The following is a 23021-nucleotide window of genomic DNA, read 5'->3' as shown; positions in this document are numbered from 1 at the left end:
AACACTCCATTACCCACCGCATAAATTTTTAAGTTAACTATACTTAAATGAAGTTTTGTTTTGCTCGCGAGATATTCATGCCAAAGCCACTAGAATTTAAAATCAAATCTGCAAAAAAACCCTATATCCCCCATAAAATAAAGTTGTCACACTTGGATGAGAATGGTTTTTTAAATCCCCCAGAGAGAACAACAAAAATCCGAGATATAGCAGAGAAAGGAAAAAACCTACGTGATCAATCAGAATATAAGCGTGTAAAAGACCTTTTGGAGGAAAAAAAATTTCTGGTTTCAAATTTACAAGATGAGCTCAATTTGAAAGATGTTCATCTCAATGAAATTGATAGAATTCTTCGCTCAATTGAAAATCTTGAAGAAGACCTCAATAGTCTCTTAGAAGACAATGATGAAGAGAGAAAAAATGAACTGTTAGAAGCTATCCCAAGACAAGAGCAATATATTCTTAGTCTCGAAACAAAACTTGCCACAAAAAATTTTGATGAAGATTACGACGAAACTGAGAAATCTGTACAAAAAGAGCTGGAGAAAACGAGAAAAAAATTGAAAGCAAATCTAAATGATTTACGCGAAATTGAGGAAAAGCCACCGGAATTCCTGGAGAAAAAAGAAGAAGAGATTAACCGCCTTAATACTGAGTTGCTTAAATCCAAGCACCAGCTGATTTCTATAGTTTATCCCAATACGGAAAGTTCAGAAGCAGCCGATTTACTACAACAATATACGGTCGAAGAATTGGGTGAATTGGCCAGAGAGAAATTAAGCAAACATTTTGCTGAACTGGAGCCACAAATTCAAGCAGAGCGGCAAACCATAAATCAACTCGAAAAATTGTTGGCAATAACTAACCCTAAATTACGTAAAACCTATCTCCAATCCCAAGGAATTGAAACAACCTACGATACATTAATTGCAGAGCATCAAAAAAAATTAAAAGTTTTAACCGTGTATCTGGGCGAACAATACGACAAAGACTTAGGCTCTGGTGCTTTTGGCAAAGTTAAAATTGCTCAAGATGAAGAGGGTACTTTTTGGGCTGTAAAATACATGGCGAAAGACCGCGCACCACACCTACAAAAAAAGGAATACAAAACGCTTAAACAAGTTGATGAAGCCGGCGGAAAGGCGACGTTTCAGTCGATTAAAAATATTAAAAAATACGGTAGTGGGGCCAATGTGATAGTCATGAAGCTTGCGCCGGGTGTCCCGTTATCAAAGCTTCCTAAAGAATCTCGCTCAGACTTAGCTACGATTGAAAAATTAGAAGCGATTAGTGACGCCATTCTTTGCCTTCATAATAAGAATATAATTCACTTCGATTTAAAACCTGAAAATATTCTCTATGATGCTGCCAATAAAAGAGCAACGATTATCGATTACGGGACGGCAACCGCTCTCCCAGAGGGAAAGCAGGGTTTTCGTCCACGCTCAAAAGAAACTAAGGAATCACCTGACACAATAGGTTTAGGAGGATCTCCTTTATATGCACCTTTAGAAATGAGAAAAGACTTATATGCTGCCAAGTATCACTATGAAAGTGATTATGTTAAACCAGCTGATCTTGAATACACCAAAGCTTTCGATGTCTATACGGCAGGTATACTTATGGCAGACAATTTGGGATTGACTACCGTCCAATATTTACGTAATGATACGAATCAACCCTATCTTGTGCTTGTTGATGAAAATAGCCCTGAGTTTATTAATAATAAAGCCATCAAAGACCCTACTCTACGTAAAGAAGTACTGGATATGCTGAAAAAAATGACGGTGGATGAACCTCCTTCAGCCAGGCCTGATATGGAGGTTGTAAAAAAATTCTTTTCCGACAAGAAAAAAGCCTTTGTCGTCAAGAATACTCTTACTAAAACTGCCGTAATTAATGTTGATGACTATAAAAAAATGTCGCCTGCCGACCAAGAAACCCTCAAAAAAGGCCTAATAAACTATGATGAGCTCCTTCTAGTTTCACCACAGGAAAACCTGGAAGTGAGCTTAAAAGACTCTCTCTATATCCGTCGAGAATTTGAGGAGCATAATATTCTTGTTAGAGAAGACATCTTGCATGGTTCCAAGTCTGTTGGCACTATCGTTGAGGCTATTCCGCAGTGGGACGCGCAAAAAACGGAAGCGCAACTCAATAGCTATAGTTATCTATCCATTGCCAATCATAAATTGCAGGAAAAATCTATCAATCGTGATGCTTTAGTGCAGGATGTTATTAAACATTTAAAACAGTATCGCAATCAGATGGGTGTTACTCTAGATCATAAAAAGCTCCTGAATGCAGCCATTACTAAACTCGAAACGGAGAAAATGAGTATTAATAAGGTGGGGGAGACGCTTGATGAGTTGCAACGAAAGACAGGTTCTAAGGTAGCAACCAATTTTAAAAGCGCATTTTTCATTTCACCCAAAACCGAACCATCGGAAACAAGTAGTAGTTACCGAGTGGGTTTTAAGCCTAAATCCTAAGCTTCAGGACAGCAGATAAAAGACGGACTTTTGTATTAATTATTAACTACATCCTAAAATGTCTAGGTTCCGCGCTTTATGCGCAGACCTAACACCTACTTTTGATAAACAATCTTGAATACATATATAAAGTACGGCGAGGGACAAAGATGAAGTAATTTTGCGTTTAAAAAATTAGATGGCGTTTTATCCTGTCTAAATTATCCTTTATTAAAAAGCAAACTATTTTCATGTTATAATTGCCTTTTTTTTGACAAAGTAGAGCAATATATGGATTAAGCAGGGCGCATGAAAACTCAAGGGCAAAGGAAAAAAATGTTTTGAAAAGAGAGAGTTAAATAAATTGCCTGTCGAAGTTTTTATAAATCCTGTTAATTTTTTCCCAACCTTGCCACAATAATAAAGGGGTTTACATGACCGACACTGTCAACAACAGTGAATTTATTTTTCACAAACTACCTATCGATCTAATTTTTTATTTAGCCAGTAATTATCTGGACTACTCTAATGCTGTCAATTTTTTTGAAGCCCTGATTTTAAAGAATTTCCAATCGCAGACTCGCATTAAATCGCTTAGCACCTATGCAACAACCTATTATTCAGAGCGCCGCTTCACCCTATACCGTCAGCTCATGCCGGCACAGATCGTTGCTGGAACGGAAACCAATTTTTACTTTTCCCCTAAATTTGGCTGGTATGCCTGGGGAAGTAATCCTTTTCCATGTGATGCAAATCATGCATTAATTTCAAGGCCGCAAGCTTTAAAATTACCCCCAAAGAATGATTTTTCAATGCGACAAATAAGAATGATCGCAAACCGCAATTGTCGTACATTTTTTTTGACAACAGTCGGTCTATATATGACAGCCCCTCAAACACAACTCCAACGCTTAAATTTCACTCCGGCGTTAACGAAGGACGAAAAAATTGTACAGATTGCTTTAGGTGCTAATCATGCACTTGCACTTAGCAATAAAGGAAGAGTATATAGCTGGGGAGACAACACATTAGGACAATTAGGATTAGGTGATCATATTCAACGTTGTGACGCGTTTACACTTATTTCCACGTTAGAAGATAAGATAATTACCAACGTTTTTACCGGGGACTGTCAATCATTTTGTCTTACTGCTGAGAAAGAAGTTTATGCCTTTGGTGCTAATAAGGATGGACAGTTAGGTTTAGATAGTGATAGCCCTAGGCATTTTATCCCACAGTGTATCAATACACTGTTAAATATAAATGTTAAAACTATAGCTAGCAGCTCAGACCATACATTATTTTTAACCAAAGAAGGACAGGTTTACAGCTGTGGTAGCAATTATGGTGGAAAATTAGGTGTACTCAGGGAAGTGAAACTATACACACCAACTCCTGTCATGCCAATACAAGGTTTGGTAATCGATAAAATCGCTGCAGGAAAAAATCACTCTCTTTGTGTGACAGCCACGGGTCAAATCTATGGTTTTGGTTCTAATGTATTCAATCAATTAGCATTTTCTGAAGAGGTTAAATTCAAAAAAACCCCCTCACTTCTCAATAGTTTTCCGGACAAAATTATTACCGAGATTTCATCTGGAAGAAATCATGCACTTTGTCTGGATAAAGAGGGGAACTTATACAGTTTTGGTGATAACACTGGAGGCCTACTAGGTCGTGATGCCTGTGCGAAATCTAAAGAGGTTATGATTTTAAAATCTACTTCTTTAGTAGAAAACCCTAGGATAAAAATTCCCTACTAACTGGAGTGTGTAATGAATTTGCCGACTTTAAGCCGCTATGGATACCGCGTATAAAACGCGGTAAGTAGAGAATATTGTAGTTAGGACTAATCTCCAGAGCTGGAATGCTTGCTTTTTCTGTTGTTATTTTTCCATTCTACATCAATAGTGCCGACTTCCAATCCCTCCAGATTAGCATCTACTGCAACGCGGTTATCAAATACAAAACAAGTACCTTCCCATAGCGATTCGTTTTGAGGAATTTTTTCCAGGTAATTTAAAATACCCCCATTGAGTTGGAAAACCTGATTAAACCCTATTTTTTTTAGATAAGCGGTTGATTTTTCACAGCGGATACCACCTGTACAAAACATGGCAATTTTTTTATCTTTATGCTGACTTAAATTTTTCTCCACATAGTCTGGGAAATCACGAAAATTTTCTGTTTCAGGATTAATGGCTCCCTTAAATGTTCCCAGCTTGACTTCATAATCATTTCTGGTATCAATCACCAAAACTTCAGGATCAGAAATTAATTGGTTCCATTCCTGAGGGTCTATATGCGTACCATAAATGGTATTCGGATCAATATCAGGGACTCCCAAGGTTACAATTTCCTTACGCAATTTTACTTTAGATTTCTCAAAAGGATTGTAATCGCTGTAGCTAATTTTAAAGGTTAAATCACTCAAACCCTCGTATTGTTGAAGAAAATTGATAAAAAACGATAGATTATCTGATTCGCCACAAATTGTTCCATTGATACCTTCCGCAGCCAGTATAATAGTTCCTTTAATTTCTTTTTCTTTCATTAAAGCCAACAGAGACTCCTTCATGGACTCATAATCAGGAAAAGGAGTAAATTTGTAAAAAGCAGCTACGACATAATTCATTTTTTTACCCAACTAAATGATTCTAATCATTAAATTTTTCAAGGAAAAGAAAAACAATAATTCTTTTCTTTTGGAAAAATTCTTTTTTAATTTAATAGTGGGAATTTTATCATATTCGTATTAAGGCTGCGAATGTACGAGATGCTGAAATCACTAAAAATTATTCATTAAACCTTTCCCTTTTCACTCCTCTTAACTCCCTGCTCGAATGCTGGAATATTAACCCGCCATTGTGTATATTTTGATCATAGGGCTTTTTTTATCCTTGTTTTAATCTTGTACTTAAGGAAGGTCATTATGTCTGAAAAGCAACAACGCACCGCTGCTAGTATGCGGGAAAAAATGCTCAATCGCTACGGCGATGGTCTTCACCACAAACACAATAAAAATCATCACCCCTACCGAAAACACTGCAGATCGCATCCAGCCCAACTTAACGGACATACACCGCAAGGTGAAGAGAGTGAAAATACCGCAACAGGCGTTATTCGTGCCTTTAAATTAAGAAAAATGCGTAAACGACTGGATAAAGGGCGCATCCATTGATAAAGTAATGTAATCCTCCAGGTTAGCCACTTCCTGGGTTGGAAGCAGCACGCAGTGGTCTGAGTGTTTTGCTCAGACCACGACTTAAGGTCTTCACTTCAAAAATTACTCATCAAGCCGGTGTCGTATTGCTAATTGAATTGCTTCAATAAGGATTGTTGATGAAAATATTAATTTTGGGAGCCACAGGTTTTGTGGGCACTTGGGTCACCAATGCACTGATAGAGGCAGGTCATGAGGTTCACTGTGCCGTTAGAAACAAGCATGCGGCTAAACAAAAATTTCCCCGGGCTAAAATCTTTCACTGTGATTTTCTCAAAGATACCTCAAATTCCTATTGGCAAGAGCGATTAGACGGCGTTGATGTTTTGATAAACTGTGTGGGCATTTTTTATCATTATAATAAAAAATTGGTGTGGAAAGTTCACTATGAAACCCCCAAAACTTTATTTGCAGCCGCAGAAAAAGCATCACTAAAAAAAATCATTCACCTTTCAGCATTAGGAATTGATCGCTATAACAATGTCTATGCTGACAGTAAGTTAGCCACAGAAAAATTTCTGCAATCCTTAACTGTTCCTTTCGTCATCCTAAGACCCTCGTTTATTTATGGACCAGGTACTCGTGGTGGTATTTCACTTATTCGAAGCCTTGCAGCCCTTCCCGGGGTTGTTCCACTTCCCGACGGAGGTAGGCAAGAATTTCAGCCAATCCATATTAGCGATTTAGTTCAGGCAATTAAGAATTTGATTTTGATAAATAACCCTGGTCAGTTAACTTTGGCTGCTGTGTCCGCCAAAAAAGTGAGGCTAAAAGAAATTATTTTAAAACTGCGCAACTGGTTGGGATTAAAGCCAGCTGCCCTTATAAAAATTCCGATAGGATTAATTAAATTGGTGGCCTTATTAGGAGATTACATACCCTACTCAACAGTCAATACCGCAGCCATCGCGATGCTGACGCAAGGCAATACAACCACTCAACAAGAAGCCATTCGCTTTCAAGAGGAAGCACAGGTTATTCCGCATAATTTTGCACAAGGACTTCATAAAACACCCGCTTTTGAGCAAGATTGCTGGCATGCAAAATTAAGCTACCTGCGGCCTTTATTAAGACTAAGTTTAGCCTTTATGTGGATAATGAGTGCGCTTACCAGTAGCTTTTTTTTTTCAAAACAAGCCTCCTACCAATTGCTGGCAACAATTGGTATTTCCACAGTTTGGCAGCCTTTGTTTCTTTATGGGGCCTCCTTAATAAATACCCTACTGGGGATTGGCTTATTATTAAATTATAAGGTTAAACTTAACTGCCTTATCCAGATAGCGGTAATTAGTATCTACACGTTAATAATCAGTGTTGCATTACCCTATTTATGGCTCGAACCTTTTGGACCGGTGGTTAAAAATATACCCATTCTAAGCAGTATTTTTATATTAAATGCTTTAAGCTCTAATCACTAAACCGTTCGTCACGATGACAATGAATGGTCACCATAATATATATATAGCCTTACCCAGGCTTTCGAATCGAAAAGATTAATAGTATTGGTTGTAAACTTTGAAAAATATTGTAAAAAAATCACCTGCAAAAAGTAGGTGTCAATCTACCTTTATGCCACTCGGTTTCGAACTGATTTTTGCCGGAATAAGGTTGTTAGTGATACGAGAGACGGTTTTATCGACTCGTCTCTGAAGCATGATTTCAACCATTACAGTTTCGTTTGGGTGAAGAATTTTGTTAATATCAGCGAGTGAGGAACGAAAATCCAGTAAGCTGTAATAAGCAAGGGATTGGTCACTTGCCTCAGGACGTGCCCTAATACGAAACCCGAGATTACCTTGCATTTTTGGCGTATTAATTCCAGCTTCCATAATATCGTAGTCAAGGTAATAAGTCAGTTTTCCTCGATTATATTGGTTTCGCTGCCGATCTCCAAAGAAACCCATGGGAAGCGCATGTTCGCTATAGTTGGGGCCAGCAGTTAAATAAAGGTCATAATCATTCAGATGATTGCCCCGATCATCAATAAGTCGAAATATAATCATCGAGTAGCGATTGGTGATATACTCGCGCTGATAGATAAGGGTGTTTACAAGTTCTATACGCTCATTTTTTTGAGTTTCTTTTGTAAGCTTATGCAGCTCTTTTACCAAGCTGTTATAGGAGTCACGATTTTTTACCTGGAGGCATCGCAAGACCCATATAGCAGTAGGGTGAGTGGCTGCATTGGCCCTGGTCACACTGCGGATAATTCCCATTCTTTTGCCAGAATGCGAGCACCCAGGAAGAACCCCAAATGCCATGGGTTGTGTCCGAGTCATTTGCGCGACAACAAGGTTTTCACCGTTATTCCCCTCCTGATGTAACTTTAATAGACTGTAATTCATATTTGCAGCAGCTACACGTATAACGCCATCAGATCCGGCTTCTCCTGTGTAGGAATTAATAGCATCATAAAGTTGCCGGTCAATTTTCTGGCCTGTAAGTACAAAGGAGTAGATGCCATTAGCAATGCAATCGTAATCAAGCCAACTTTCATTAAGTTCCCAGCTCATATCACTGCCAAGCTCAAGCCAATCCAGGACATGCTGTCCCGGTTCAATACCTTCAAAAAAACTTTTTATACGGCCTAGCCGGGATTTACCAAGCTGAGCAAGCGCAGAACCGTGATTGGCGGGAGCCAGCATAATGAGATGACTCAGTGGGCATTTTGCAAGATTATTCTTAAAGTATAAATCCATCCATTTACGAACCACGGGGCCACCGGCCGAGTGAGTGATACAAGCAAAACGCTCCCCATCTCGCAGTTTATCAGCAATTCCATCACGCACTGCATGGTCAAATGCACGTGCTATATCGTCAACGGTTACTGTATCGTCAAAGCTAATATAGTGCCCCAGATAGATATTACCCACTTGAATATTCAGCGTTCCGTCTTTGCTCTGATTTTCAAGCCATTGAGGCAGCTCGCCATAAGTATTGGTATGGGTGACACTCCAACCATGAAGGAAAATAACAATCATAATTTTCTTAACTTATTGATTCTATAAGAGACGTTGGTGAATAAATCGATAATACGGTATTCTTTTACAAGAATATAGCTAAGTCGAATTTATTACTTGAGGATTCACAGGCCAGTAAGTGGCTCAAATTGTATTGCGAATTTCATAACACATTTGTGAGCCAGGGCCACTCTTTAAGGTTGTGGTGCACTGCTGATTTCATCCTCTAAATAAGGTTTCAGCGAAACTTTCTCAAAGGGGTCTTGAGCTTTTATCAGATTATAAGGAACTAACTGCGGGTCTTCCCTGCTATATAGAGACACATAGTTTTTTGCGCCACTGCCTGAAATATATTTACCGGTGTGATCGGTATCATTGCGGTAAGAAAAATAGGCACTGTTGGGTATTTGTTTATCCGCAGGCGGTAGATTACTCGGACTTATACCATGTTGTCGCAGTTTATCTTCAATTTGTTGTAAAATAGAACTCCACTCTTCACTATTGATATGTTTATTTTTAAACTCATAGACAGTAATTTGTTTGTTCGATACTTCTTCGGTGGATTTTTTCATTAAAATCTCATGTCTGAGTATTTTTGCAGAAATAGCTTTTTCCATTAGGATGGGATAAATGAGTGTCCAAGCGAGAGAAATTTGAGTGGGGTCCACTGATAAATGTAATTTCCAGCCGGTTTCTTGTTTCTTCTGGGTAAATAAAGAGCGTTTTTCAACCTTACTTGCTCCCTGATTTTCTTTGTTCCTAGGTTTAGAAGTAAAATAGATATAAGCACCCATTGCATAAAAAAAATAATTATTCACTGTTTTTCCAATATTGGATTTTAAATTCTCATATTGAAATTCTCCTTTTGGAGGAGCCATTCCTTTAGAAGAACCAGGATGTGAAGTTTGATTCGGTCGAAAAAGCTGATTAGTCTTACTGGTAGTGACAGCAATCTCTTTTAAGTTTCTAATTGCTTTTCTTTTTTGTAACACAGGCTTTGTTGAACGAGGCGGTTTCGGACTTGTCATGGACAACTAACTCAGCTAAACACCCATTAATCTAATTATAGCGAGCTTTTGGTTCATTTGTGGAATAACTGAGCTTACTGTTTCATTGAAGCATTATCGGATAAGTGATAATACTTCAATAATTTTACTACTCGCACTACACCTCGAGTAGTCCGGGCAATAGTAATTACCCGCTCCGCCTGCTCTGGAGTTACATCACCCATCAAATAAACTATGCGATCTGAAGTAACGACTTTAAATGCATTAGGATCAATGGAAGAATCTGCAAAAATTCTGCTGCGTATTTTAGCCGTAATCCAACTGTCTTGTACCGAACCTCTCCCCACATTAGCGATGTCTATCTGATTAAATAACCGCCGGTAGCCTGTTACCTTGCTAACGCGAGCGATGGCGGCCTCTCGTAACTCTAAAGTGGGTACGTGGCCTGCCAACAAGATATCGCCATTGAACACAGCAACATCAATAGCACATCCTTTTTGCTCAAGTAGCCTGTCTGGTCCGAACAATTCATGGTGCACGTTAGCAGAAAGGGTATAGTCGCTTACTTTTTTATAGACATTATGTCTATCATAAACGAGCATAGCACCTGTCCATACATTGGAGAGACATCCCGATAACAGATTACTCAATAACAAAACGAAAAAAACCTTCCCTTGCTTTTTCATATTGCCTTAGGTCAGTTAAACAATATATTGAAATACCTTGACTACTTTTCTTACACCATTAATTTGACGGGCAACGCTGACCGCTAAATCAGCCTGCTCGTGTGTTGCAATACCCATTAAGTAAACAACACCATTCTCAGTCACAATACGGATGGAGCCTGACTCCAACCCCTTTTTAGTCAACATTAGGCTTCTTGCTTGGCTTGTTATCCACGTATCTTCAGTGCGCTGCGACAGCGGAATGGGGTAATCAACAGTCACTTCATTATAAACTCGACGCACGTTAGGTGTAGTTCGCGCAATTTTTTCAGCCATAACCCGTAAAGAAGCAGTGGGGGCCTGTCCAACCAGTAAAACAACCTGATTAAAACTGCTCACAATAATACGAGCATCCTGAAAACGAGGGTCAGTCACTATTTCTTTATGAATAATATGGAAAATACGAGCGTCGCTTTCAATCGTTGAGAGACTACGCCTGTCATAAACCACAAGACCAGCAGCCGCTCCTGCCACAACAACAGCAACACAACTTGTTAATAATGCACTAATTAGCAAAAAAAGGATGACACGAATTTTCATGATTACCCCAACATTTGACCAAACAAAGACTGATCAATTAAATCGCAAAAACAATGCAAAATGAATAAGTGCATCTCACGGATGCGAGCAGCACTATCGGCTTGAACGCGAAGCTCAATATCTTCAGGGCCTAAATGATTGGCAAGCAAGCCCCCATCTCTACCGCTAAGAGCGATAGTATCCATTCCTCGATCATTAGCCGCATTGACAGCCTGAAGAATATTATCGGTATTACCGCTGGTTGATAAAACGAGCAATATATCACCTTCTTGTCCTAATGCATGAATTTGACGTGCAAAAACCTGATCATAGTGGCTATCAGTCGCTACAGAAGTCAAACAGGAAATATCTGTCGTTAGGGCAATAACAGGCAAGGAAGGACGTTCCACCTCATAATGGTTAATCATTGCTGCAGAGAAATGAAGGCAATTGGCAGCAGATCCGCCATTACCACATAAAAGAATTTTGCCATCATTGAGTAAACAATTTACCAACTTGGAGCCTGCTTTAGCAATTAACATTGATAGAACATCAGCAACCGCAATCTGTGCTTCTATACTGTTACCGAACAGCTGTCTAACTCTTTCTTCCATCTGTGTCATCATTGTTAGCCTTAAAAATCAAGTCCAAAAGCATTCTTAATCCAATTGATTTGTGGTGTTTCACCTTCAAAACTTAAGACATCAAAGCGTATGGGCTGTTTATCAGTTAATTTAGTCCTCAGTAAATAATGAGAGGCTGTCTTGATAATTTTTTGTTGCTTCCTGTAAGTAACACTGGCAGCAGCTCCGCCAAATGCCGCAGAAGCGCGTGCTCGTACTTCAATAAACACCAGATAATTACCCTCACGCATAATTAAATCAATTTCACCTAAACGACATTGATAATTGCTAATCACAGGCTTTAATCCCTGCGCTTCTAGGTAAACCTGGGCCTGTTGTTCAATTGCCAATCCTCTCTTTCTTGTTGACATTTTTTTTCCTAAAAGGGCGAGGTTAAATGCAGTTTAATTAAGAATTCGCCGTCATGGCTACTGCAACCCCACCTTTAAATTGTCCCCAGGCTGGAACACGAGCCACTTGCTGAGAACGATTTAAATAGAGCACACCGCTTTTATCATGGATGCCCATTGCAGGAAAAAGCAGTAGCTGGTTGAGTTGACTCGCTAACGCAAAACTATCCATGCCCAAGGCATAAAGGCGGTTATAACTGTTAAGCTGTTCAGGCCAATTTCTGCTTCCCATCTGATGCTTAAATACCCAGGGCATATCACAAAAAATAATGCCATCCAAATCTTTATCTTTCATCGCATGGGTACTGCCACTATATACCGTTGATGTAGCATAGACGGGGACATTACCAGCAAAATAATACTTGAGCAGGGGCATTATTTGGCGCGCCTTCGAAGGATAAGCCAGTAAAAATATCATATCAAAATCCTGGCGACGACTGGGCGTTACCTGGATTCTTGGTCCCAATAATTGCTTAATTTGCTTTTCTCGATTCTGACTCTCTGTGACTTGCAGAAGACCTCGAATCGCTGCATTTAAATCACTGTTATTCGCATAACTGAACTTATCAGCAATAGTACCTCCCATACTACGCCATTGCATCGCAAAAGCATTACTGATTTCATCTCCCCAGCTACCCGCTGGATAAATAATGAGTGCTCTCCTATGACCATTTTTATTTGCTTCAATAGCAACTTGTTTTGCTTCATTGCTGGGTGATAAACCAAAACGGTAAGCGTTTGTGTTTAAGTGGGTTTCCATGTCATTTAACAATAAAGTTGGCACAGGATGCTCCATTGCCGCTACGCGCGCAACATCAGCTTTACTTAAAGGTCCAACCACATAATCAGCACCATCATCCAGTGCTTGCAGATAGAGGGAAGAGACATCACCTTTTGCTGTATCGTAAAGACGAATATCCGCATTATTACTGGCATCATTGGCAGCCGCCATGAATCCATCGCGAATAGCACTACCAGGACCTGCCAAAGGACCGCTTAAAGGAAGTAATAAAGCCATCCGCCGAGGCGTCCGATTCAAGTAGGGTTTAATGGCAGAAAGAGAAGAAGGTAGAATACTATTGGCTGGATGAGACAAATATTGCGTTTGCCAGTCTTCAACTTGCTCTAAAAGATTATTGCTATTAGCCGCACTTTGTCTTGCTATCAGGGCTAATTTCATCCACCCCTGCATGTCTGAGCCCTCCCTGGCTTCAATGGCCAGTGTATTGAGTTCAGCCAAGGGCATTTTAGTTAATGTTAACCATAAAATGCGACTATTGTCTGCTCGAGCAGTTTCATCAGGTAATAAGCGTTCTAATTTAATACGTTCAGTAACTGCTTCCGTTGCATTGCCTACCGACTCATAAGCAGCAGCTAAAATATCGTGATATTGCACTTGATAAAAATTAGCTAAGCTGTTAACGTCACGCACCGCAGAAAGTTTGGTAATAGCGGACTTGGGTTGCTGCCGTAGCATGTCAGTTTTCGCAAGAAGAATATTTTTTTCCGCCGTCAGTACGGGTGGCAGATAATCACTGGTTTGGGCTAAAATATAAAGGCCTTCTTGCCACTGACCGTCATAAATTTGACGACCGGCGGCCATGAGTAATAAATTTTGTTGCTCCTCCCCGACTTGATTTTTTGCCAAAGCAAGATAAGCCGATGCAGGCATGGTGTAAGGCGTGACAGCCCGTTGATTTACACGAAGCGCCCGTGCCTGATTTTCAGCCACCTTTGTACATTGTGAAAGCAATAGGGCTGTAGCAAACAATAAGATTATTTTTAATAGTGACTTTGCTAACATGAAAGATAGTCCTAAACGCAGGAACGCAATAGAATAAACTATGGTAAAAAGTTCAGCAACTACTCCCGGCACTCTTTATATCGTTGCCACCCCTATTGGTAATCGTGATGATATTAGTTTAAGAGCACTCTCTACCTTAAAGTCAGTTGACAGCATTCTGGCTGAAGATACTCGACATTCCTTGCAGTTGCTTACTGCTTTAGGAATCCAAAAACCATTGGTATCCTTACATGCGCATAATGAGGCAGAAAAAAGTCAGCAAATGATTGCAGCGCTGGAACAAGGTAAATCCCTTGCTTTAATTAGCGATGCGGGAACACCTTTGATCAGTGATCCAGGTTTTCCTCTGGTCAAGCTGGCCCGCGAGAAACAGATCGCAGTAGTTCCTATTCCTGGTCCCTGTGCCTTGATAACTGCATTAAGTGCTGCAGGAATTCCCTGCGACAGTTTTACCTTTGTGGGTTTTTTGCCCGCCAAGGCCGCAGCCAGAAAAAAGAAACTGGCAACACTCTCAACAAGTGAACATACGCTGATTTTTTATGAGGCCACACACCGTATTCGCGACTGTATTGACGATATTATAGAGGTTTATGGACCCGATTATGACTTTGTTTTGGCAAAGGAATTAACTAAGACCTTTGAGCGTTTTGTGCAGGGCCCAGCCACCACCGTTAAACGTTGGCTACAAGAAGATGACAGCCATTGCAAAGGGGAATTTGTTCTGTTACTGCCACCCAAATTACAGGAAATTTCCCAGCTGCAAGAAGAAGAAACCCTAACTATTTTGCTAAAGGAATTACCCTTAAAGCAGGCCGTTAAATTGGCCGCCTTACTCACCAAGGGGAATAAAAATGAGCTCTATAAGCGAGCTTTGGAGTTGCAACACAAAGATTGATAATTTATTTAAAGCCGGATGCCCCAATTTTATTCTCACGATCTTTGTACCCATTTGCTAAACTCTAAATTTCTTTTTTTACGATAATCCAACATAATAAGGAATGTTGATTTATGAGTTGCGTTTATTCATTTTTCCGCACTATCTAGAAAAACCAACTATAGTATTTATAGAGGTGAGGACGTTATGTCTTGGCTAAAGAAGTTACGTTTTTTACTGCTTTATTTGTTTGTACCGCTGCCACTCTTAGGTTTCTGGGCAGGGGGACTCTATAACTTTTTAACCCTTGCTATTCTATTCGCCATTATTCCTCTCATTGATTATCTCATAACAGACTCCGCTAATCCGACTGCTGCCGAAGAAGATTATTTACGGCAAGACCACTTTTTTACTAACGTCATCTTATTTTATGTGCCTTTGCAACTAATCTTATTGTTGGTAAGTATTATTCTTGTCAGCCATTATTCATTGCTTTGGTATGAGTGGCTTGGCTTTACCTTATCCGTAGGTTTAATCACCGGTGGTGGCGGTATTAATCTTGCTCATGAATTAATGCATAAGAATAATCACTTTCAGCAGTTAATGAGCAAAATTTTATTAATAATGGTCTGTTACGGTCATTTCTTTATTGAGCATGTAAGAGGTCACCATGTAACAGTAGCCACCCCTGAAGACCCTTCCTCTGCGCGTTTTGGAGAAAGTCTTTATCGCTTTTTACCGCGTACAATTATTGGTTCATTTAAATCGGCGCTTCATTTGGAAAACAAGCGTTTAATACAACAGGAACAGGCTATTTTTAGTCATCACAATCAATTCTTCTGGATTATCGGGGCACCTGCTGTCATTGCTCTTCTCTGTTTTCTCTTTGGTGGATGGACAGCACTGCTTTTTTTCCTCGGACAGGCAATTGTTGCTTTCGTCGTTCTGGAAATTGTCAATTACATCGAACATTATGGCCTTGAGCGTAAAAAATTAGCGAATGGACATTATGAACGTGTCTCCTACCGACACTCATGGAATGCCAATCATTGGTTGAGTAATGCCTTGCTTTTTCATTTACAAAGACATTCAGACCATCATGCACATGGTGCTCGACCTTATCAACTTCTCAAGCATCATGAAGAAAGCCCTCAATTACCTTCAGGCTATCTGGGAATGATTCTTTTAGCGTTAATTCCTCCTTTATGGCATGCAGTAATGGATAAGAGGGTGCTTGCTTATGGGAAAGAAGAAGAAAATGTTAGCTAACCTAGGTGAAAGTTAGCTTTTCAGCTCATTTGCGCCAGGCTCTATGTTTGGTAATCCATAAATCCATAATAAATTTAAAGATAACCACAAGATCGTAAAGCAAAAGAAAATATCGCAACGGGGACGTAAGAAGACTTTTAAAAAACATTTTGATTCGTTCCCCTTTTGTGCTTATTGCTACAAGCAAACTAGAGATTAACGACTCAAAGATAAAAGTTAATAAAAAAGCTTCCCACCAACCAAAAATAATAAATAATAAAAAAATAGTGGGAAATAAAATTTTTTCAATGGTATTCGTGAAAACAAACCAGCCAATAGGGCGACCAAATTTTCTGGTAATATCCACACCAAAGCTTTGTCGATACTGCTCTTTAATCTTCCTTCTGGCCTTAAATATTTTTTCATTTTTTCTATTGCGAATTTTATAGATTATTTTATTAATAATTTTAAAAGGGGTAGAAACCAAATAATTAAAATAATAGACACTTTGAAGAAAGGCTGATGACCATAAAAAAACTTGAAAGGGTAGACGCTGAATATAAGGTTCTAAGGTGCAGGCGGACACATCGAGTAATTGGATGTTTCGATAGCCTTCGTTAGCAAATGCAAATCCAATGTAGATATCCTCTGAAGTCGTTAAATCATTACCTAAAGTTTCTCTTGCGCTTACGAAAATATCTTTTATATATTTTCTTCTATAAGCAACAGCACAACCCACCGGATTGATGATAGTACCAAAGAAAATCATTTCAGCTCGATAGATAAAGTTTTGCAAAAATTTATACATAACATCTCGATAAAGATTAGTAATAAATCGTGCTAAACGTTGTAGATCCGTATTTCTTTTATAATAACCAGCTTGAGGGTAACATTTAAAATGCTCTTTTAAGGCATTTCCTACGTTTTCATCAGCAAGTAATTTGCTGCGATCTTTTTCTTTTAATGGATAAATGATTCCACAAGCGGAAGCGATACCAATCCCTTTATAAAGCTCCTCGACCAGCCGTTCGAGATAATTTTCGGAAACCAGAATAGTGTCACTATCTAAAATAAACTCCACATCAGCATCACTTTCATAAGCTCCCTTTTCGATACTTGGTGTTTTTCCAATACTTTTTTCCCTTCTAATGATGCTAACATTTGTTAAATTTAATCTTTTACAGATATCTTCAGCAAATAGTTTAGTATTGTCTGTACTGCCATCATCGATAATAAAAATTTTGCGAGGTTGTAAGGTTTGGCGTGCCAGTGAGGCAATACATAAATCTATTTCTGCCTCAGCATTGTAGGCTGGAATAATAGCATCCACCACAGCCTCACGCCAATTTTCTGCTGGAGTTGGAATCGTTTTGTCTCGCCCATAAATCAACCCAATCATACTAGTGAATATGGTAGGACCTATTAGAAAATAAGATAAAGTAGCCATTATTTTATAAATTCCAATAAATTACATTATCAAAATTTTTTTCTTCTTTAACAAATAAATTGGGTATATCCATTATCAAACCTGTTGACTTAAACTTATTAACAAATTGCTGTAAGCCTTTATCACGATAAAAATCATGCTGCACAATGAGAATGGCAACAGATATATCTTGCATGTCCTCAAATTCAATTAAATCCAGTTGATATTTTTCTTTAACCATTTTTTTATTCGCCCAAGGATCGTGAGCGATATAATTAAAGCCGTACTCTTTAAGTTCTTTAATGAGTTTAAAAGCAAGACTGTTGCGAATATCCGGGACATTTTCTTTATAAGTAACACCAAATAAGCCAATTTTTATTTTTTCAAAACTGATATTTTTTTTAATAAGTACTTTATTCATTTCATGAATAATAAACTGAGTCATCCCATCATTAACTTGTCGGGCAGCTAATATGATTTTAGGCTCAACGCCATGTCTTTTCGCTTTAAATGCTAAATATTGCGGGTCAATAGCAATACAGTGCCCGCCCACTAATCCCGGCTTAAACGGTATGAAACTCCATTTTGTTTTTGCTCCCTCGATAATTTCCTCAGTATCTAAGCCCAGTGCATGCATAATCTGTGCGAATTCATTCATAAAGGCAATATTAATGTCTCTTTGTGTGTTTTCTAGCACCTTTACTGCTTCTGCTGTTTTTATATTTGATACAGTATAAACTGTGTCGCAAATTAACTGATAAGCGGCTTTAATTTCTTGAAGAGTATGGTCATTTTGAGCGGAAATAACTTTAGGAATATTCTGTAAATGATGCTTTTTATCTCCAGGACTTATTCTTTCAGGTGAATAACCCACATTAAAATCCTGACCACAGCGAAGACGGCTTACTTCCTCCAAAATAGGAATGCAAACCTCTTCTGTTGTGCCAGGATAAACAGTAGATTCGAAAACGACAATATCTCCTTTTTTAAGAACTGCTCCTAAACTTCTTGTTGCATTAATCAAAGGCTCCAAATTAGGAAGCTCATAAAAATAAGCAGGAGTAGAAACAGCTACTATGTAGAAATTAGCTGCTTTTATTAAATTGATGTCACTGGTTAATTTAAGGTTGCTATTTTTTAATCTTTCAGAAGAAATAAGATAATTTATATCCTCGTTTTGCTGTAACTCTTTAATTCTATGTGTAGAAATATCATAGCCATAAGTTTCCTTGCTTTCCGCCAGGCGGACCGCTAACTCAAGTCCGACATATCCTAAGCCTATTACCGCAAAAGTTTTCGTAACTTTCATTTTCATGATACTCCATACTAAACTACGATAGCTTATTTTGAGTTTTCCACATGATCTCCTACCTTTTTATTAAGAGCAGCCAAAAGATGTATAGTTTCTTCCAAAGAATAGTTGTGTTTAAAGTCAATATACTGAAATAATCGATTTAGGTCCGGCTTTCTTCTTTGAATATCAATATAATTTTTTCCATAAGCCTTTAAGTAAGAAACATGCTGAATGTCCCCCCTAGGGTTTACGATACTTTTTACTAATTCAGCTAGCTTGTTGATGCTAATTTCTCGGTTATTACCTACATTAATAATTTTACCAAATGCTTTTTTACTGTTCATAAGTAAATCCAACATGACCACAGTATCACGTACGTCACAAAATGAACGAGTTTGTTCACCTGAACCAAATACGGTAATTGGTTGATTCGATAGTGCCTGATTTACTAAATTTGGAACTACCATGCCATAACGACCTGTTTGTCTTGGGCCAATGGTATTAAATAAACGAGCGATTACGACTGGAATATGAAATTGTTGATAATAAGCCAATCCCATTGCTTCGTTAGCTAATTTACTAATTGCATAGTTCCAACGGTTTTTAGCAGCAGTTTCAATAATAATGTTATCCTCTTCTGCAAGGGGCAACTTATTATTAGGGCCATAAACTTCAGCACTTGAAGCCAGTAAAACCTGCGCTTTCCAATTGGTCTTAGAGACTGCTTTTAATAAATTTTCGCAACCTGCGATATTTACTGATAAAACCTTTTCAGGTTCTTGAATAACTTTATAGACACCGACTATAGCAGCCATGTGATAAATTCTATCGGCCCAGGAAGCAAATTTTTCAATGTCTGGCCAAGTAATAATATTGTCTTTGATAAAATAAAAACTGGAATTAGAAACAAATTTTTTAATATTACTCTCCAGTCCGGTGCTTAAATCATCAATACCACATACGGTATCACCTTTGTTTAAATGATGTTCCACAAGATGGGAGCCTATGAAGCCAGCAGCGCCGGTAATTAATATTCGCATGGAAGCTAATATCCCTATCATTCTTTTAATTTATTATAGTGTAGTTTGATTTTTTAAGTTTTTGCGCTGAACTGTCCATAAGGAACAAATTTATTTAGAGCTAAAAACGTCGCGTGAGAATTAAACCAGTAGACCATGCATGATAGTTACCGGTGGGATTTTTTCTAAGTGTATAGCCACCTTTAAACCGGAGTTGCCAGTCTGTATAAAGCCCCCAAAATGCCTGGAATGCTAAATCTTCTTCATAGTAGTAATGGGGGAAAGTCTCATCTTTTTGCATGCCGAATCCGCTTGATAGACTATAACCAACATTCTCTGATTGAACATAATAAGCTTCAATGGTTCCCTCATAGCCATTAAAATTAAGCGGATCATAATAGCCATTCCCCAATCGCTTTTTGTATTGCCAAATATCAGCATTAAGACCCACAGTGACTTTCCAGTGTTCAGAACCAAAAATTCTAGCTTTTGGCCAGATATTATAGTGCCAATAACTGTTGGTATCACTTAGCTCAGAATGAGAAACCAGTATATTTAAATATTTTTGAATAAATGGTTGCCACTCCAAATAGGCGCTATTGCGAGCTTCCATAATTTGTAAAGAGATGGATCTAGGGGATTGAGGTACAAGATAGGGTCTGTATAAATTACGTAAGTTTGTAAAAGTAAATTTAGCTGTCTCCCCCACGTTAGGATTAAAATTAATTTCATAAATCCCATGATTATTTTCATTTTGAACTTTCACACCACCAGCGAGGGCAGATAGATTAAATAATGACTGGACCTGAGTAGCAAAACCTATCATGGCGCTCTCATCAAAAATGGAGTGGTTACCATTATAAGTTTCTAAACCGCTTCCAATCGCAGCAGTAGCTCGTTCATAAAGCCCACGAAATAATAAGCTGGTAGTTGGGGTCAGAAAGTATTGAGCAGTTAAAGGGATGCTTAAGATTTTAGTAGTATCCGATGCGGAAATATATTCTGAACCTAGATTCACATTAGTTCTTAATGGCGTCAAAATGAGATTGTTTAAACTTTTTACTTGTTTTTCATCAGGATATAGCTTGTTAATTTTTTGTAAGTAGCCAAGGGCATTTTTGATTTGAAATCCTTTGACCAAAGCCGTAACTTGTGTTGTTAACAAATATAAATCATCGGGATCTTTTTTGAGCAAAGGTGTATTAACAGCAAGAGCAGATTTGTATCGTTCGGCTAAAGCCAGGAATCGAGCTTGTTTGGTTAAATATTCTGTGGTAATTCCTTTTAAGCGCCTGTACTGGGCAAGTGCATTGCAGGCACAAAGGTAATTTTCTGTCCATGATAATACTTCAGCGTAATGAAGCCATCCTTCAGCAATTTTAGGATATAACTTGAGAAATTTTTGATAAGCACAAATGGCATCATCTGTTCTGCCTTGCCACCTTAAAGCATGAGCCAATTGTAACATGGCTTCTTGATCTTGGGGTTTTAGCAGCAGGATTTTTGCATAACTCGCCTCCATTTGAAATTTATCACCAGCCCAGGCCGCTAACTTCCCTTTAGCGCTTAAATAATCAAGATTAACAGGGTCGAGTGCTAAAGCCTGATTAATTGCTGCTAATGCCAACTGGGGTTTATCAGAGGTAGCATAAATTTCCGAAAGCATTTTATATAAACGAGGGGCATTGGGGTTAATTTTAATGGCTTTTTTTATAGCATCTACTGCCTGATGGTATTTGCCTACACTAGCAAAATTATTGGCCTCAGCAACGAACTGTTCCACAGGACTGAGCATTGGGGGAGCCCCTCGAATTGCTATTTCCTGATGATCCAACCACCTAAGTCCTGCAATAGCTTCCTTATTGCCAGGAGATAAAATTAAAATTTTTTGATAAGTTTCTTTAGCTAATTCGCTATCTTTTAGCCAGTTTGCATACTGGGCTTTGGCTTGTAAAAAGCTAATGCGGTTAGGTTCAATTTCAAGAGCCTTATTAATCGCATACAAGGCATTTTTAGGATCTTGGGCAGCGGCATAAGTTTGTGCCAACTCTTGATATAAGGTCACATTTTTGGGGTTTAATACTATAGCTTGCTCATAAACGCTAATCGCTTTCAGGTATTGATGTTCTTGATTGTATATACTGGCAATTTGTTTCAACAGATTGATTTTTTCATTAGCATCTTGGCTGAGCGCCAGAATCTTTTGGTTGGTTTCAATGGCCAATTTACTATCCTTTAACCACATTGCAAGCGTTGCTCGGGAGCGTAAATAAGCGATATTATCAGGAGCTAATTCCAGAGCTTTATTAATGGCTTGCATTGCTTCATAAGGTTCTTCTGCCGCAGCATAAGTTTGGGATAAGTCTTGATAGAGGCTGGCATCATTAGGATAGAGCTGTATGGCTTGTATATAAGTATTTATCGCCTCGCGATAATTGCGCGCTTGGTTTTGAAGACTTGCTATTTGTTTTAAAATCATAAGTCTATCTACAGTTTTTGCTTTATTAAGTAAAGCAGATAATTCCAGTAGTTTTTGATAGGTTTCTATAGCGAGTAGAGGCTCTTGCAGTATACTTGCCAGGCTGGCCTTCGACTGTAAAAGCTCTATGTTATTTGGATCTAACTTCAACGCTTTATTTATGGCATTTAAGGCTTTATCAAATTCTTTTTCAGCAGCATACACCTGAGCTAACTCTTGGTATAATTTAGGATTATCAGGATTTAAAAAAATAGCTCGATGATAATTTTCTATAGCTTCCGGATAGTTTTGCAATTGAGCGTGCAAACGTGCAATCTCTATTAAAATGTCTTCGGTCTTAATATTGAGTTTCCTGGTTTTGCTTAGCTGTAAAATTCTTTGTTGACTGTCTAAAGCCACCGCAGACTCTTTATTCCAGTTTGCAATTTTTGCCCTGGCAAGCAAATAACTCACATTGTCAGGACTTAACTCTACTGCCTTATTAATTTCAGTAAGGGCTTCTTTGGGTTGGTTTGCCTCAGCATAAACTTCAGAAAGAGCTTTATGTAATTTAGGATCATTAGGTTTTATTCGAATAGCGTGTTTATAGGCATTAATTGCAAGAGGGTAATTTTTGATATGCAGCTCTATTTGTGCAACTCTTAGCCATAAATTAAGATTGTGCGGTTTCTCTAGTAATAATTTAGTATAAATCGAAATCGCTTTTTCCCAATCACCCTTCATTTCTGCTTGTAGCCCTTCGTCTGGTATTGCTGAGGGTGCCTCTGAACTACGTGAAAAAGAAGGATAACTCTCGGCTAAAATGAGAGAAAAAGTTACATATAGCAAAATTCGTAATAGCATGCAGTTATCCTGGAATTACCTTTATAAAATGAAATAAAAAATTTAGTCTGCCAGTGATTAAATATAATGCTATTTATTTTTGGACGTTAAAGCTCA

Annotated in this window: 18 protein-coding genes; 6 read left to right on the top strand and 12 right to left on the bottom strand. The window is 38.4% G+C overall.

What is annotated here, in order from left to right:
- The first annotated feature begins 77 nt into the window (after window positions 1-77).
- Together clem_RS00190 and clem_RS00185 are read left to right on the top strand one after the other, a co-directional pair.
- Window positions 78-2492, top strand: a complete 2415-nt coding sequence (locus tag clem_RS00190) for a protein kinase domain-containing protein (protein WP_157698121.1) — start codon at window positions 78-80, stop codon at window positions 2490-2492.
- Between the two features lie 413 nt (window positions 2493-2905).
- Window positions 2906-4234 (top strand): RCC1 domain-containing protein, encoded by a 1329-nt coding sequence (locus clem_RS00185; protein ID WP_094089759.1) that lies wholly within the window; start codon window positions 2906-2908, stop codon window positions 4232-4234.
- Window positions 4235-4320: 86 nt separating this feature from the next.
- On the opposite strand, the gene trhO is transcribed toward clem_RS00185, so the two are convergent.
- Window positions 4321-5106, bottom strand: coding sequence for an oxygen-dependent tRNA uridine(34) hydroxylase TrhO (gene trhO / locus clem_RS00180; protein WP_094089758.1), 786 nt, complete (start codon window positions 5104-5106; stop codon window positions 4321-4323).
- Between the two features lie 297 nt (window positions 5107-5403).
- Here trhO and clem_RS00175 point away from each other — a divergent pair, with 297 nt between their 5' ends.
- Complete coding sequence (locus clem_RS00175; RefSeq protein WP_094089757.1) at window positions 5404-5652, top strand: hypothetical protein; 249 nt, start codon at window positions 5404-5406, stop codon at window positions 5650-5652.
- 161 nt (window positions 5653-5813) lie between these two features.
- Complete coding sequence (locus clem_RS00170; RefSeq protein WP_094089756.1) at window positions 5814-7112, top strand: SDR family oxidoreductase; 1299 nt, start codon at window positions 5814-5816, stop codon at window positions 7110-7112.
- Between the two features lie 138 nt (window positions 7113-7250).
- On the opposite strand, the gene plaB is transcribed toward clem_RS00170, so the two are convergent.
- The 7 genes from plaB to clem_RS00135 form a co-directional block, all read right to left on the bottom strand.
- Window positions 7251-8675: a phospholipase PlaB gene (gene plaB / locus clem_RS00165; RefSeq protein ID WP_094089755.1), complete on the bottom strand. Its 1425-nt coding sequence runs from the start codon at window positions 8673-8675 to the stop codon at window positions 7251-7253.
- Between the two features lie 173 nt (window positions 8676-8848).
- A complete protein-coding gene (locus clem_RS00160) occupies window positions 8849-9682 on the bottom strand; it encodes a hypothetical protein (RefSeq protein ID WP_094089754.1) in 834 nt (277 codons plus the stop codon).
- A gap of 74 nt (window positions 9683-9756) precedes the next feature.
- Window positions 9757-10347 carry a BON domain-containing protein gene (locus tag clem_RS00155; protein WP_094089753.1) on the bottom strand — a complete coding sequence of 197 codons (591 nt, stop codon included), beginning with the start codon at window positions 10345-10347 and terminating at the stop codon, window positions 9757-9759.
- Window positions 10348-10362: 15 nt separating this feature from the next.
- Window positions 10363-10926 (bottom strand): BON domain-containing protein, encoded by a 564-nt coding sequence (locus clem_RS00150; protein WP_094089752.1) that lies wholly within the window; start codon window positions 10924-10926, stop codon window positions 10363-10365.
- A 2-nt stretch (window positions 10927-10928) separates the two neighbouring features.
- On the bottom strand, window positions 10929-11528 hold the full coding sequence (locus clem_RS00145; protein ID WP_094089751.1) for a D-sedoheptulose-7-phosphate isomerase: 600 nt from the start codon (window positions 11526-11528) through the stop codon (window positions 10929-10931).
- An 11-nt stretch (window positions 11529-11539) separates the two neighbouring features.
- Window positions 11540-11899 (bottom strand): YraN family protein, encoded by a 360-nt coding sequence (locus clem_RS00140; RefSeq protein WP_094089750.1) that lies wholly within the window; start codon window positions 11897-11899, stop codon window positions 11540-11542.
- A 37-nt stretch (window positions 11900-11936) separates the two neighbouring features.
- Window positions 11937-13742, bottom strand: coding sequence for a penicillin-binding protein activator (locus clem_RS00135; protein WP_094089749.1), 1806 nt, complete (start codon window positions 13740-13742; stop codon window positions 11937-11939).
- Between the two features lie 40 nt (window positions 13743-13782).
- On the opposite strand from clem_RS00135, the gene rsmI reads away from it, so the two are divergent.
- Window positions 13783-14637, top strand: coding sequence for a 16S rRNA (cytidine(1402)-2'-O)-methyltransferase (rsmI, locus tag clem_RS00130; RefSeq protein ID WP_094089748.1), 855 nt, complete (start codon window positions 13783-13785; stop codon window positions 14635-14637).
- 186 nt (window positions 14638-14823) lie between these two features.
- Window positions 14824-15885, top strand: coding sequence for an alkane 1-monooxygenase (locus tag clem_RS00125; RefSeq protein WP_094089747.1), 1062 nt, complete (start codon window positions 14824-14826; stop codon window positions 15883-15885).
- Window positions 15886-15910: 25 nt separating this feature from the next.
- Here the strand turns inward: clem_RS00125 and clem_RS00120 are convergent, their stop codons facing one another.
- From clem_RS00120 to clem_RS00105, 4 genes are all read right to left on the bottom strand, one after another.
- Window positions 15911-17311 carry a glycosyltransferase family 2 protein gene (locus clem_RS00120; protein WP_094089746.1) on the bottom strand — a complete coding sequence of 467 codons (1401 nt, stop codon included), beginning with the start codon at window positions 17309-17311 and terminating at the stop codon, window positions 15911-15913.
- Window positions 17312-17315: 4 nt separating this feature from the next.
- On the bottom strand, window positions 17316-18605 hold the full coding sequence (locus clem_RS00115; protein WP_094089745.1) for a nucleotide sugar dehydrogenase: 1290 nt from the start codon (window positions 18603-18605) through the stop codon (window positions 17316-17318).
- A gap of 26 nt (window positions 18606-18631) precedes the next feature.
- Entirely contained in the window at window positions 18632-19576 is a 945-nt protein-coding gene (locus clem_RS00110; protein WP_232505515.1) for an NAD-dependent epimerase/dehydratase family protein, read from the bottom strand.
- A 148-nt stretch (window positions 19577-19724) separates the two neighbouring features.
- Window positions 19725-22925: a tetratricopeptide repeat protein gene (locus clem_RS00105; RefSeq protein WP_094089743.1), complete on the bottom strand. Its 3201-nt coding sequence runs from the start codon at window positions 22923-22925 to the stop codon at window positions 19725-19727.
- Window positions 22926-23021: the final 96 nt, after the last annotated feature.

The sequence above is a fragment of the Legionella clemsonensis genome (assembly GCF_002240035.1).
GTDB lineage: Bacteria > Pseudomonadota > Gammaproteobacteria > Legionellales > Legionellaceae > Tatlockia > Tatlockia clemsonensis.
Note: the sequence above shows the minus strand (reverse complement) of the source record. Positions and strands in the feature narration are given on the sequence as shown.

Bases quoted from the DNA above. Each gene is read 5' to 3' on its own strand.
- clem_RS00190 (WP_157698121.1), top strand. From the start codon at position 78: ATGCCAAAGCCACTAGAATTTAAAATCAAATCTGCAAAAAAACCCTAT.
- clem_RS00185 (WP_094089759.1), top strand. From the start codon at position 2,906: ATGACCGACACTGTCAACAACAGTGAATTTATTTTTCACAAACTACCT.
- trhO (WP_094089758.1), bottom strand. From the start codon at position 5,106: ATGAATTATGTCGTAGCTGCTTTTTACAAATTTACTCCTTTTCCTGAT.
- clem_RS00175 (WP_094089757.1), top strand. From the start codon at position 5,404: ATGTCTGAAAAGCAACAACGCACCGCTGCTAGTATGCGGGAAAAAATG.
- clem_RS00170 (WP_094089756.1), top strand. From the start codon at position 5,814: ATGAAAATATTAATTTTGGGAGCCACAGGTTTTGTGGGCACTTGGGTC.
- plaB (WP_094089755.1), bottom strand. From the start codon at position 8,675: ATGATTGTTATTTTCCTTCATGGTTGGAGTGTCACCCATACCAATACT.
- clem_RS00160 (WP_094089754.1), bottom strand. From the start codon at position 9,682: ATGACAAGTCCGAAACCGCCTCGTTCAACAAAGCCTGTGTTACAAAAA.
- clem_RS00155 (WP_094089753.1), bottom strand. From the start codon at position 10,347: ATGAAAAAGCAAGGGAAGGTTTTTTTCGTTTTGTTATTGAGTAATCTG.
- clem_RS00150 (WP_094089752.1), bottom strand. From the start codon at position 10,926: ATGAAAATTCGTGTCATCCTTTTTTTGCTAATTAGTGCATTATTAACA.
- clem_RS00145 (WP_094089751.1), bottom strand. From the start codon at position 11,528: ATGACACAGATGGAAGAAAGAGTTAGACAGCTGTTCGGTAACAGTATA.
- clem_RS00140 (WP_094089750.1), bottom strand. From the start codon at position 11,899: ATGTCAACAAGAAAGAGAGGATTGGCAATTGAACAACAGGCCCAGGTT.
- clem_RS00135 (WP_094089749.1), bottom strand. From the start codon at position 13,742: ATGTTAGCAAAGTCACTATTAAAAATAATCTTATTGTTTGCTACAGCC.
- rsmI (WP_094089748.1), top strand. From the start codon at position 13,783: ATGGTAAAAAGTTCAGCAACTACTCCCGGCACTCTTTATATCGTTGCC.
- clem_RS00125 (WP_094089747.1), top strand. From the start codon at position 14,824: ATGTCTTGGCTAAAGAAGTTACGTTTTTTACTGCTTTATTTGTTTGTA.
- clem_RS00120 (WP_094089746.1), bottom strand. From the start codon at position 17,311: ATGGCTACTTTATCTTATTTTCTAATAGGTCCTACCATATTCACTAGT.
- clem_RS00115 (WP_094089745.1), bottom strand. From the start codon at position 18,605: ATGAAAATGAAAGTTACGAAAACTTTTGCGGTAATAGGCTTAGGATAT.
- clem_RS00105 (WP_094089743.1), bottom strand. From the start codon at position 22,925: ATGCTATTACGAATTTTGCTATATGTAACTTTTTCTCTCATTTTAGCC.